Consider the following 12596-nt stretch of genomic DNA (forward strand, 5'->3'; position numbering starts at 1 on the left):
GAACATCATGAATCGTCGCAAGCTGCTCGCCCTTGCCAGCCTGTCCGCCGCGCTGTCGGTGGCCGCCATCGCACCGGTGCAGGCACAGGAACCTCTGAAGGTGGGCTTCGTCTACATCGGCCCGGTCGGCGATGCGGGCTGGACATACGCCCACGAACAGGGCCGCCTCCAGATGGAGAAAGCGCTGGGCGGCAAGGTGAAGTCCACCTACGTGGAGAACGTGCCGGAAGGCGCGGATTCCGAGCGTGTGATCCGCAAGCTTGCGGCGGATGGCAACAAGCTCATTTTCACCACCTCGTTCGGCTACATGAACGCCACGGAAAAGGTGGCGAAGGCTTTCCCGAACGTGGTGTTCCAGCACGCCACCGGCTTCAAGACCACGAAGAACATGGGCGCCTACGAGGCGCGCCTGTTCGAAGGCTCCTACCTGCAGGGCATCATCGCCGGCAAGATGACGAAGACGAATACGCTCGGCTTCGTGGGTTCGTTCCCGGTGCCGGAAGTGATCCGCAACATCAACGCCTTCACGCTGGGTGCGCAAAGCGTGAACCCGAAGATCAAGACCCGCATCATCTGGGTCAACAGCTGGTATGACCCGGCCAAGGAACGCCAGGCGGCGGAAACGCTGATCGCCCAGGGTGCCGACGTGCTGACGCAGAACACCGACTCCCCGGCCACCCTGCAGGCCGCCCAGGAAAAAGGCAAGTACGCCTTCGGCTGGGATTCGGACATGCAGCGCTTCGCGCCGAAGGCGCACCTGACGGCCAGTACCAACCAGTGGGGCGGCTACTACACCGAAGTGGCGAAGGCCGTGCTGGCGGGAACGTGGAAGACCGGCCATGTGCACGGCGGCCTGAAGGAAGGCATGGTCAGGATGTCGCCCCTGAACCCGGTAGTGCCGGCCGACGCGGCCAAGCTCTTCGACGAGAAGAAGGCGGCCTTCGCGGCCGGCACGGCGGTACCGTTCACGGGTCCGATCAAGGACCAGTCGGGCGCCGTGAAAGTGGCCGCCGGCGTGCAGATGCCGATGAAGGAACTGATGTCGATGAACTTCTACGTGCAGGGCGTGGAAGGCACGATTCCCAAGTAATGATTCACGGGTCATGAATCCGGGGTCATGATTCCGGGGGTAATGATTCCGGATTGATTCCTGCGCGATCCGACACGCGCTACGGGGCGGAATCAGCCGCCCCGCTTTTTTTTGCTGGGCGGCTGATTCCGCCCCGCTTTTTCGAGAAGAATCCATGACTGAACCGACAGCGCGCGACCACCAGTTCCTCACGGACGTGCTCGCGCTGGCCCAGCGCTCGCGCGACGAAGGCCACCACCCGTTCGCCGCCATCATCGCGGATGCCGATGGCAACGTGATCGCGCAGGCGATGAATGCTTCGAGCAGCGACCGCACCGCGCACGCCGAGATGAATGCGCTGCGCATCGCCTCGGCGCAGCACTCGCCGGACAGGCTCGCCGGTGCCACGATGTACACGAACGCCGAACCCTGCGCGATGTGCGCCGGCGGCACCTACTGGAGCGGCGTGGGGCGCGTGGTGTACGCGATGTCCGAAGCCACGCTGCTGTTGCTGACCGGCAGCGATCCGGAAAACCCTACCCTGTCGCTGCCCTGCCGCCAGGTGTTCGCCGCCGGGCAGCGGCCCACCGAGGTGATCGGGCCGCTGCGCGAAGAGGAAGCGAAGATCGCGCACGCGGGCTTCTGGCACAGGGCCTAGGCGTTATTCCGCCCTGGGCCGCAGCCGCATCGCCATCGGCGTCGGCCCCATCACGAATCCCATGACCTCGGCCGGTTCGCTGCGATCTCGCGCCCGCACGCCGGCGATGTCGAAACGGCCCAGCAGCACGGCCATCGCCACCTTCAGTTCCATCAGCGACAGGTAGCGCCCCGGGCACATGCGCGGCCCGGCACCGAACGGCAGTGCCACGCTCTTGTCCACCGTGCCGGCCAGCCAGCGTTCGGGATCGAAGCGCAGCGGATCGGGGAATGCCTTGTCGCCCACGCTGTCATGCCGCATTACGCACCACAGCAGCGTGTCCTTCGGCAGGTGCACCCCCAGCACCGTGGTGTCGCGCATGGCTTGCAGCGGCAGGAACGGCGCCGGCGGTTTCAGGCGCATGGCCTCCAGCGCGCAGGCGTCGAGGTAGTCGAGCGCAGCGATGCTTTCCACCGTCAGTTCGGATGCATGCTGGCGCACCTCGGCCTGTGCGCGGGCCAGCGCCTGCGGGTTTTGCCACAGCAGCCAGATCAGCCAGGCCAGCGCGCTCGATGTCGTGTCTTCGCCGGCCAGCAGCATCGTCGAGACGTTGCCCGCGACGGCATCGTCGTCCACCCCGCTGCCTGGCTGTTCAGCCGCGGCCAGCATGGCCTGCAGCAGGTTCGCGGGGCGCTCCCGCAGCGCCGGATCGGTCGCCATCGCGGCCCGCGCGGCGGCAATGAAACCATCGGTGGCCTCGCGCACCGCGCGCACGCTGCGCTCCAGCCGGCGGTCCGCCGGCAGCCTGCACCAGCGCCAGTAGGCGAACGGCAGCAGCGAACGGCGCGCGACACCCGCCAGCACGGTTTCCACGTGCTCCTGGATCGAGTCGCCGCCACTCTCGAGCGTGTTCACGTCGGCGCCGAATGCAAGGCCGGCGATCACGTCCACCGCGTAGCGCTTCAGGTCCGCGTTCAGGTCGATGTCACGGTCGCCGGCTGCCATCCAGCGGGCTTCCAGGCGCTGCGCCACCTGCACCATGCGGTCGAAGTAGGCGCGGATCGCCGTTGGCGAGAAGGCATGCATCACCATGCGGCGCTGGTCGCGCCAGACATCGCCTTCGGCCAGGAACAGCCCCACGCTGCCGCCCAGTTCGGCCGACACCTCGGCCGTGATGGCGGGACGCCGGAAGCCATCCGGCCGGTCGCGCAGCAGCGTCATGATGGCCGCGCTGTCGGACAGCACGACGACCTCGCTCGACCCGATCCGCGCGCGGAACATGGCGCCATATTCCCGGCTCCAGCGCTCCATCGCCAGGTGGATCGTGGCGGGCTTCAGCTGCAGCGCGTTGCCCAGCAGCGGCAGGCCGCGCGGACCGGGCAGGTCGGCGATGGCGCGCGGATGGGGCGTCGGCTGGGGCATGTTCACGGCGGCGGTTGTCATGCGGGCTCCTGTGCATTCGATGGTGCCAGTGTGGCGCCCCGTGCGCCGGCGGTCTTGAACGTTTGCGACATGGACAGAACGACATCGCGCCGCGATAGAATCGGCCCATGACAAACCAAGCCATGACTGCGCCCTTGCCGCCAACGGTCGCCCGCCTCGTCGCACCCGGCGTGCCGCTTGCCTCGTGCATCCGCGGCTACATGCTGCGCAGCACCCTGGCTGTACCCCTGGCGCCTGCCCAGCGGCTGAACCGCTTCCCCGCCACGCCATTCTGCGGGATCACCTGGATGATCGCCGGCAGCGGCGAGCTTGTCGAACCGGCCACGCCCGGCGCGGTGGCGCCCCAGGGCGCCGCCATCTTCTCCGGCCCGCGTACACGGCCATGCGTAACAGGCAATCCCGGCCCGGTGCACACGCTGACGGTGCTGTTCTTCGCCGATGCGCTGCATGCGTTGACAGGGCTCGACATGGCCACGCTGCTCGACACCATGACACCGGCCGATACCGTACTCGGCGACGAGTGGCATGAAGTGCTGGCCGCGGTGGTGGCAGCGCCCGACGACGACGCGCGGATCCGTGTGTTCGAAGCATGGCTGGAACCACGCTGGCGCGCAGCCCGCGCCCCGACTGGCGTCGGCGCATGGCTGCCGGCGCGGGACTGGGTGCAGGCGCTCGCGGTGCGCGCCGCGGCCACCGGCGCCGGACGCAGCGCGCGGATGGCCGAACGGCGCGTGCGGGCCTGGGCGGGGCATCCGCTACGCACGCTGCGGCGCTTCGCTCGCGTGGAGGAATCGCTGCTTGCCGCGCGCGACGAGCACCAGGCCGGGCACGTGTCGCTGTCGGATGTCGCGCTGCGCGGCGGCTATTCGGACCAGGCGCACCTGTCGCGCGAAGCACGTGAGCTGATCGGCAACAGCCCGCGGGAGATCATCCGGCTGGCGGAGACGGATGAGAGTTACTGGCCGTACCGGATCTGGTGGTAGGAGGAAAACATGTGGAGAAAGTTCAGTCTTGCCTGTGCCTGCGCGATGGCCTTCACTGAAGTTCATGGCGAGCCGCAAGTGGATGCGGCTGCCGCGGTGCTCGAACAATGCGACGAGTTTTCCCAGGCCGGCTTTCGGGAATGCCTGCAACGCAAGGTGCGTAACAGCTTGAAATCACTCGCCCGGGCGGAAGCCAGGGCAGCGATCTCAGTCGAGCGATGGGATGAAGATGAGCAGTACATCGCGCGTGCCCGAAGCCGGCTGCGTACATCGAAAAACGCTTTCGTGAAATACCGCGACGCGCAGTGCGCATTTGCCACGTCGCTCGGCGGCGGAGCGATTGGCGCGGCCCTGGAAATGCGCCGGCTGGCATGTGTCTATGGCCTCAATACAGAACGTACCGTGGCGCTGAAGCGGCTGACGGAGACCATGCCACTCGAATAACGGCGCCTGCTCACCCCCAAGAAATCGGCTCCTTGCCCTGCTCCCGCAAATAATCGTTCGCCCGTGAAAACGGCCTGCTGCCGAAGAACCCTTTATGCGCCGAAAATGGCGACGGGTGCGGCGATGTGATGACGAGGTGCTTCGCCGTGTCGATCAGCGCCTTCTTGGCGATTGCATAGCTGCCCCACAGGATGAACACGAGATGCTCGCGTTCTTCGGACAGCGTGCGGATCGCGGTATCGGTGAAGGTTTCCCAGCCCTTCCCCGCATGCGAACCGGCGGCCCGGGCGCGCACGGTCAGCACGGCGTTCAGCAGGAACACGCCCTGTTCCGCCCAGTCGGACAGGTCGGTGCGCGTGCGCCGTATGCCCAGGTCGCTTTCCAGTTCCTGGAAGATGTTCTGCAGGCTCGGCTGCGGGCGGTTGCCGTCCGGGACGGAGAAGCAGAAGCCCATCGCGGCGCCGGGCGTGTGGTACGGGTCCTGCCCGAGGATGACGACCTTGACCTGGTCGAACGGCGTGAGGTCGAAGGCCCGGAAGATGTGCTTGCCCGGCGGGCAGCATTGGCCGGCGGCGTACTCGGCGCGGACAAAATCGGTGAGTTCGGTCCAGTAGGGCTTCTCGAACTCGGCGTGCAGGTGCTGCTTCCAGGATGGCTCGATGCGTACGGTCATGGTCGGGTCCGGATGTGAAAACGGCGGCCCGGGGGCCGCCGTCCGTACAGACAGATCGATGTCGAGCCAGCGTCTCGCCAGGTGACCGCGGTGGATCGCAGCTCGGCTGTGTGCAGCGGAGCCCCGATTATACGGCCCGTTGCGTGAACGACCCGCAGGCCACCGAAGCGTACAGGGTCACCCTGGGGAACCGGGCTCGATCGACTTGACCACCTCCCCTGTTCATCCAGCATCTGGATCTGCGCCTTGCCGTCGGCACTGACCAGCAACAGCACCTGGTGCGGCCCCGGGCACCTTTCCAGGCGCCGGTCAGCGCGAACACGGCGGCCAGGGTGGCTGCCATCGTCGTGGCACCGCTGAGGAAAGTCCGGATCTGCGACATGTGAATCTCCTTGCCTGGTCAATGGGTTTTGTTTTTCATGCGGCGCAGGCGCCATTCGATGAACAGTCCGACGAAACCGGAGGCGAGGATGATCGCGCCGAGAAACTGGAGGACGCGGTTGCCGGGCGCCTCGATGTGTTTCTCGTTGAGCAATTCGAATCGCCGGCGGCCGTTTTCCGCCGGTTCCAGGTATGCGCTGCCGCGATAGGCCGTTGTCTCCACCGTCAGGGGCCTGGCCCGGTTCGCCTTGAAGTCGGCCAGCTGGCCGGCGAACTCTTCGGGCGTGATGATCTTGGCCAGTTGCCGCAGGTTCAGGATCTGCTCGTACTTGTCGAACACCAGTTCGCTTTCCCCCGCCAGGATCACGCCGGGCGAAAAATAGCGGTACACCTTGTTGGAATAGAAAATGCCATCGTTCGCCGCCAGCATCAGCGCGAACCCGACGATCCACACCAGCGCGCAGCCATACAGCCAGCGCTGGTAGTGATGCACCTGTACCGTCACCGCATGGTCGCTGAACCGGGTCACCGCCGGGATGTGCCGCAAGGTCGTGGCGAGCGTTTCCTGGTCGATGTCGCTCAGGAACGTGGCGGCGTCCATGCCGGTGCCGGCAAGGATGGCGTTGAACATTTCCGCGGACGGGACCGATTTATCATTTTCCAGCTTCGAGAGGTAGGACTGTTCGATTCCGAGCTGTTCCGCGAACTGTGGCTGGGTAAGCCCGCGCTGCGTACGGATCTGCTTGAGTTTTTCGCCGAAATTCATTGCATCCTTTCCTGGAGGTCATCGAATAGCCCGTATTCTTCGGCATTCATGCATGACTTGGAAGATGAATATTGATGAATTAGCAAGAATTTCCGAGAAACTCATCCGCCTGGTCGTTCCCGCTGGCCTCGGCAGGTGCGCAGATCGACGGCAAGCGTTCCCCACCACCCCCCTGGTGCGGGAAAGTTCCCGTTGTTGGCCGGACGGCGGGCGACGCGCCCTGGCATGCGGGTGTCCGAGACTGCTCTCGGCTGTTGTATGCCGGCATTGCTTTGCGGTTTTCTTTTAGTTCCATACGGAAACTTATCGACAGGAAGCTGGCAATCCAATAGAGTAGGGGCTCGCGCGGTCCCTCAATCCCGTACCGCCACCCAGTTTCGATGTACCAGCGACGTACCGTCTGCAACAGCTCCCCTTTGCTACTACCAGCGCCACTTGAAGCGCTAAAACAAACGCTGCAAGTAACGCCATCACGCGCGCAGCGACGCATGGCCCAGGAAATTATGTCATCAGTTCTTTTCGTTACGCGCCGGTGCAAAGCCGCCTGCGCTGCCGCCTTCGCCCTCGCGTGCACGCACGGTGGCGCATACGCACAGGCCAAATGGACGTTCGGCGGCTTCGGCACGCTGGTCGGCGTGCATTCCACGGCGGACCAGGCCGACTATACGGCCAGCCCGATATCGCCCGGCCAGGCCGGCTACAGCAAGGAATGGGCATTCGACGTGGATAGCCGGCTCGGCGCGCAGCTCGGCGTGCAGCTCGATAAACGCTGGTCTGCCGTGATCCAGGTGGTGCATGAAAAGGATGTCCGGGGCTCGTTCAGGCCGCATGTCGAATGGGCGAACGTGAAATACCAGGTCACGCCGGAGCTGTCGGTGCGGGCCGGCCGTATCGCGCTGCCGCTGTTCCTGGCCGCGGACTACCGCAAGGCCAGCTACGCGCTGCCATGGGTGCGGCCCCCGGTCGAGCTGTACAGCCTGATGCCGATCTCCAGCAACGATGGCGTCGATGCCACCTACCGCTGGAACGCCTGGGGCGCCAAGCATGAAACCCAGGTCACGCTCGGCAATGCGGACGTGCAGATCACCCCTGAAATCCGCGGCAAGTCGCGCGATGCGTATGCCATTACACAAAACACGACGATCGGCGCCCTGACGATGCGTGCCACCGCCGCATCGACGACGATGAACATTCCCGGTGCCGAAGAGATGTTCGATGCCCTGCGCAGTTTCGGGCCGCGCGGTGTCGCCCTGGCGAACCGCTACGACATCGCCTCGCGCAAGATCGACATCTACAACGCGGGTTTCAGCTACGATCCGGGCCACTGGTTCCTGATGGGCGAGATCGGGCGTGTCAACACCCGCTCCATGCTGGGTGACCAGACCGCGGGATATCTCAGCGGTGGATACCGGTTCGGCACCGTGGCGCCGTATGCCACGCTGGCCCGGGTCGACGTCAACATGGCTACCCAGGTCGACGGCGTGCCCACGGGGGGCTTGCCGCCCGCCGCGGCCGGGCTGGCCACTTTGCTGAACACCGAGTTGAATGCGCGGCTGCGCTCCATCGGCGTGCAGGATACCGCCAGTGTCGGCGTGCGCTGGGACATCGCGCCGAACTATGCGGTCAAGATGCAGCTCGACCGCGTTCGCCCGCGCGGTGGCTCGAACGGCACGTTGACCAACGTGCAGCCAGGATTCCGTTCCGGCCACGCGTTCGGCGTGATCAGCGCCGGCGTGGATTTCGTGTTCTGAGCGGGGCCGACATGTTGAAGCGAAAACTCTGTTGTACGCTCGCGGCCCTGCTGGTGGCCGGCAGTGCCGGCGCCGCTGACCTGGTGGTCATCGTCTCGGCCCGCGCACCGGTGACGGCAATGCGCGCCGACCAGGTTGCCGATATCTTCCTCTCCGAATCGAACCGCTTCCCGGACGGCGGCGAGGCGACGCCGGTCGACCAGCAGGTCGGCACGGTGCTGCGCGACGAATTCTATGAAAAGGTGGCGCGCCGCTCGCCTGCCCTGATGCGGGCGTACTGGACCAAGATGATCTTCACCGGCCGCGGCCAGCCGCCGCGTGAGGTGCCCGGCAATGCCGGCGTAAAGAAACTGGTTGCCGACAATCCCGGCATGATCGGCTACATCGACCGCTCGGAGCTCGACCCGACCGTGCGTGCGGTGCTGATGGTGCGCTGATGACGGCCGGGCGCCCCGCACCCCGCAAGATGCGCTGGCTCCGGCTCGGCCTGGAGACCTACGTTTCCTTGCCGCTGTTCATGCTCGTCCTGCTGGGCGTGGTATGGGCCGCCTCGTTCCACTTCATCGGTAACGAACGGGTGGCCGCGCAGGCCGCCGCGCGCGAGTCGGTCGACGAACTGCTCGACACCTATGAAGCGCACGTGGCGCGCAACCTGAACGGCATCGACCAGACCCTGAAGCTGGTCAAGTATGCCTCCGAACGCAAAGGCCCGACCGCGGCGCTGCCGGAACTGGCGCAGGAAGGCCTGCTGCCGCCCGCCCTGGTATTCGCCGTGAGCATTGCCGATGCCTCCGGCCATATCGTCGCCAGCAACCCCGCCGCATCCGAGCAGAACGTGGCCGGCGAGCGCTATTTCGAGTACCACCGGCAGCGCGACAACGGCCAGGTGTACGTCTCCGAAGCACAGCGCGACGTCAGCCGCGACGACTGGCACATCCACTTCACGCGCCGGCTGAACGGCCCGGACGGCCTGTTCGCCGGCGTGGCGATCGTGGAAGTGGCCCCGGCCTATTTCACCAGTGGCTACGAGCGTTCGCGCCAGGGCGACCTGGGACTGCTGGCCATCCTCGGCACGGACGGCGTGGTGCGCGCCGCGCGCATCGGCGAGAACACATCATGGGGCCAGCGCCTCGACCTGGCGGCATCGCGGGAAGCGTCCGCGCAGCCGCGTACCACCACGCTGGACAAGGTGCCCCGCTACACCGCCATGCGTACCCTGCGCACGTATGGCCTGGTGGTCGTGGTCGGCCTGGCCGAGGCCGAGCAGATGGCGGCATTCGAAACCGGGCGCCTGACCCACATGTGGGAGGCGGGCACGGCGTCGGTCGTGCTGATCATCCTGATCGCCCTGGTGTGGCTGTGGTCATGGCAGGGCGCCAAGGCGCGCCGCCGCGTGCGCCGCGCACAGGAAACCTATGCCGCCGCATCGGAAGCGAACCTCGATGCGTTCTTCGTGCTGCGCGCCGTGTATGGCAAGGACAGGCAGATCGCCGACTTCCGCATCGTCTCCACCAATACCCGCGCCGAGCTGATGACGGCGCGCAGCAAGGAAGAGATGCGCAATACGACGTTGCTGCAGTGGCTGCCGCGCGCGCGGGACAACGGCATCTTCGCCACCCTTTGCCGTATCACGGCCGAAGGCGGCGTGCAGCAGGAGGAGTGGCACAACGACATGCCGGAAATCCAGGCCGAATGGATGCACTGGCAAGTGGTGGGCGTGGAGGGCGGCGTGGTGGCGATCCTGCGCGACATCACCGAGAGCAAGCGCGATGCGGCCCGCATCTTCCACATGGCGCAGCACGACGCGCTGACGGGCCTGCCCAACCGCAACCTGATCGGCGACCGTATCGAGCAGTCGATCCTGCACGCCGAACGGGAAGGGCAGGAAGTCATGGTGGCCTTCGTGGACCTGGACAGCTTCAAGCTCGTCAACGACACGCTGGGCCACACGGCCGGCGACGAACTGCTCAAGACGGTGGCCAGCCGCATGGTCGAGTGCGTGCGCAAGAGCGATACCGTGGGCCGCTTCGGCGGCGACGAATTCGTGCTGGTGCTGCCGCAGGCCGACGCGGACGATGCCGACCGCGCCATGCTGCTGGAAAAGGTCCTGGCCGCCGTGGTACGCCCGGTGGTGCTGGATGGCCAGGAAGTGCAGGTCAGCTGCTCGATCGGCGCGGCCGTGTACCCGCGCGATGGCGGCAGCCGCGATACGCTGATGATGAACGCCGATGCCGCCATGTACCGCGCCAAGGAAATGGGCAAGAACAACTGCCAGTTCTACGCGCAGGAAATGAACGCGGCGCTGGAAGAAAAGCTGGCGCTGATGGAAGGACTGCGCCGCGCGGTCGACGACAACCAGCTGCGCCTGCTGTACCAGCCCAAGGTGGACCTGGCGAGCGGCCAGGTATTCGGCGTGGAGGCGCTGCTGCGCTGGCAGCATCCGGAACGGGGCACGGTGCGCCCGGACCTGTTCATTCCGCTGGCCGAGGAAAGCGGCATGATCGTCGCCATCGGCGAATGGGTCCTGCGCGAAGCCTGCCTGCAGGCGCGCCGCTGGCAGGATGCCGGGCTGCCGCCGATCAGCATGTCGGTCAACGTGTCGCCGCGCCAGTTCGACGATCCGCACCTGGTCAGGCGGGTCGCCGCCGCGCTGGCCGAGGCTGCCCTGGATGCACAGTGGCTGGAACTGGAAGTGACGGAAAGCCTGATCATGCGCGATGTGCAGCAGGCCATCGACAAGATGCGCGAACTGGAAACCATGAGCATCGCGCTGTCGATCGACGACTTCGGTACCGGCTACTCCAGCCTGGCGGCATTGAAGTCGTTCCCGATCTCGCGCCTGAAGATCGACAAGTCGTTCGTGCGCGACCTGGCGCACAGCACGGACGACCAGGCGATCGCCCGGGCGATCATTTCGCTGTCGCACCAGTTGCAGATGCGCGTGATCGCCGAAGGGGTGGAAACCGAGCAGCAGCGCGACTTCCTGGTGGAGAATGGCTGCGACGAGATGCAGGGTTACCTGTTCAGCAAGCCGGTGCCGCCGGACGACATCGCGGCCATGCTGGCCAGGCCCAGCGCGGTGGCCGACGCCGGCGCCTGAGCGCTCGCATTCCGCCTTGAAGAGCGGCTATCGGGGCTGAATGTCCTCGGTAGCCGCTTTTTCTTATGACATGGCCGCGCTTGCCCTTTCGATCCTCTACCTTTCCCCGCGCTGCATCTTCCTCTCGCGCTCCGCTTCTTCGCAATCCCGTCCGCCTTTCTTCTTTGCAGTGTCTGCTGGCCGTCACGAGGCCGGAAGGCATGGCGCATCGCCGGTGCCATTCAGCAATAACTTGCCCCTCATCAACTAGCGATTGTTCGAACCCGCCTACGCTGCCTTGGTAGAGCGCTGGCGGCTCCATTCGCCGTCCAGCATCCGGGTGGGCTCGATGGCGTCGGGCCTCCGAACAACCTGCGCTGGATTGCGGAGCTTTCGATGGGCGATGACAGGACCGGCGCATGGCGCGTGTGGAGCAAGCTCGAGCGCAAGGAAGACGAGCTGAAATGGTGCGGACAACCGGGTGGCTTCGGCCGGCCCCATGACAGCATGGGCCGCCTGGCCGACGCGGCCTGCCACCTGTGGGGTTCCGAACAGATGGGGCGCGTGCAACGCGTGCGCCGGGCGCTGTCCGATTCGGGGCCGCTGGCGCAGCGCCTGATCGCCCAGAGGCTGGCCGGCATCGACGTAGCGGCGATCTGGCCATTCTCCTAATAAGGAGCAACTCATGGACGAAAATTTTGACTACTTCCTGGAGAAAATGGGGCCAAGCTTTGACAAGCAGCATGTTCCCCTGTCGAGTATCGATCGTTACCGCGGCAAGCTGCCAGACCAGCTGTTGACATACTGGAAAGAACATGGTTGGTGCGGCTATGCGGATGGCTTGTTTTGGACGGTCAACCCTCAAGAATATGAGCCAGTGCTGGAATCATGGATTGGCGACACACCATTTATGGAACAGGATGCGTATCACATTATTGCTCGAGGTGCCTTTGGCGACTTGTATTTATGGGGCGAAAAAACTGGCGACTCGCTATCGATATTTGCACCGGGCTCTTATTGCTTTCCAACCGACTCTATATTAATTGGCGAAAAAATGAATTTAGGTGTACAAGCATTTTTTGGTTTGCTATCTCGCGATGAGAATGATTTCGCTGACATGTTCGAAGACGCATACCAGAAACTAGGGCGCCTGACGCGTGACGAGATGTACGGGTTTTTCCCTGCTTTGGCACTTGGCGGCCCTTCCACAATAGATCATTTACAAAAGGTTAAAGCTGTTGAGCACTTGGTTATATTGGCCCAATTCGCGCCGCTTGAGGCGATCACCTCGCCGCCCCCTTAGTTCTATTGAGAATGACCTAGTGCATGCTACAGAGATAATTCATCCTTCAACTGCAAGTTTCTGCACG

12 protein-coding genes are annotated in these 12596 nt (G+C 64.9%); 9 read left to right on the plus strand and 3 right to left on the minus strand.

Annotated elements, in window-relative coordinates:
* Positions 1–4: 4 nt before the first annotated feature.
* Together OU994_RS01265 and OU994_RS01270 are read left to right on the plus strand one after the other, a co-directional pair.
* Positions 5–1090 carry a BMP family ABC transporter substrate-binding protein gene (locus OU994_RS01265; protein WP_281611557.1) on the plus strand — a complete coding sequence of 362 codons (1086 nt, stop codon included), beginning with the start codon at positions 5–7 and terminating at the stop codon, positions 1088–1090.
* A gap of 154 nt (positions 1091–1244) precedes the next feature.
* Positions 1245–1727, plus strand: coding sequence for a nucleoside deaminase (locus OU994_RS01270; protein WP_281609304.1), 483 nt, complete (start codon positions 1245–1247; stop codon positions 1725–1727).
* 3 nt (positions 1728–1730) lie between these two features.
* On the opposite strand, the gene OU994_RS01275 is transcribed toward OU994_RS01270, so the two are convergent.
* Complete coding sequence (locus tag OU994_RS01275; protein ID WP_281609305.1) at positions 1731–3149, minus strand: cytochrome P450; 1419 nt, start codon at positions 3147–3149, stop codon at positions 1731–1733.
* 107 nt (positions 3150–3256) lie between these two features.
* Here OU994_RS01275 and OU994_RS01280 point away from each other — a divergent pair, with 107 nt between their 5' ends.
* Together OU994_RS01280 and OU994_RS01285 are read left to right on the plus strand one after the other, a co-directional pair.
* Positions 3257–4132 (plus strand): AraC family transcriptional regulator, encoded by an 876-nt coding sequence (locus tag OU994_RS01280; protein ID WP_281609306.1) that lies wholly within the window; start codon positions 3257–3259, stop codon positions 4130–4132.
* A 9-nt stretch (positions 4133–4141) separates the two neighbouring features.
* Positions 4142–4576: a lysozyme inhibitor LprI family protein gene (locus OU994_RS01285; RefSeq protein WP_281609307.1), complete on the plus strand. Its 435-nt coding sequence runs from the start codon at positions 4142–4144 to the stop codon at positions 4574–4576.
* Between the two features lie 10 nt (positions 4577–4586).
* Here the strand turns inward: OU994_RS01285 and OU994_RS01290 are convergent, their stop codons facing one another.
* A complete protein-coding gene (locus OU994_RS01290) occupies positions 4587–5249 on the minus strand; it encodes a uracil-DNA glycosylase (RefSeq protein ID WP_281609308.1) in 663 nt (220 codons plus the stop codon).
* A gap of 400 nt (positions 5250–5649) precedes the next feature.
* The gene (locus OU994_RS01295) at positions 5650–6396 is read right to left on the minus strand and encodes a helix-turn-helix domain-containing protein (RefSeq protein ID WP_281609309.1); all 747 of its coding nucleotides are present in this window, start codon (positions 6394–6396) and stop codon (positions 5650–5652) included.
* Between the two features lie 503 nt (positions 6397–6899).
* Here OU994_RS01295 and OU994_RS01300 point away from each other — a divergent pair.
* The 5 genes from OU994_RS01300 to OU994_RS01320 all read left to right on the plus strand — a co-directional run bounded on the left by OU994_RS01300 (position 6900) and on the right by OU994_RS01320 (position 12529).
* A complete protein-coding gene (locus OU994_RS01300) occupies positions 6900–8147 on the plus strand; it encodes a hypothetical protein (protein ID WP_281609310.1) in 1248 nt (415 codons plus the stop codon).
* Between the two features lie 11 nt (positions 8148–8158).
* Positions 8159–8584 carry a phosphate ABC transporter substrate-binding protein gene (locus OU994_RS01305; RefSeq protein ID WP_281609311.1) on the plus strand — a complete coding sequence of 142 codons (426 nt, stop codon included), beginning with the start codon at positions 8159–8161 and terminating at the stop codon, positions 8582–8584.
* On the plus strand, positions 8584–11247 hold the full coding sequence (locus OU994_RS01310; RefSeq protein ID WP_281609312.1) for an EAL domain-containing protein: 2664 nt from the start codon (positions 8584–8586) through the stop codon (positions 11245–11247). The genes OU994_RS01305 and OU994_RS01310 overlap by 1 nt, the downstream gene beginning before the upstream one ends.
* Positions 11248–11622: 375 nt before the next feature.
* Complete coding sequence (locus tag OU994_RS01315) at positions 11623–11898, plus strand: hypothetical protein (protein WP_281609313.1); 276 nt, start codon at positions 11623–11625, stop codon at positions 11896–11898.
* Between the two features lie 13 nt (positions 11899–11911).
* Entirely contained in the window at positions 11912–12529 is a 618-nt protein-coding gene (locus OU994_RS01320; protein WP_281609314.1) for a GAD-like domain-containing protein, read from the plus strand.
* The last annotated feature ends 67 nt before the right edge of the window (positions 12530–12596 follow it).

Source organism: Pseudoduganella sp. SL102 (genome assembly GCF_027856995.1).
GTDB classification, from domain to species: domain Bacteria; phylum Pseudomonadota; class Gammaproteobacteria; order Burkholderiales; family Burkholderiaceae_D; genus Rugamonas; species Rugamonas albidiflava.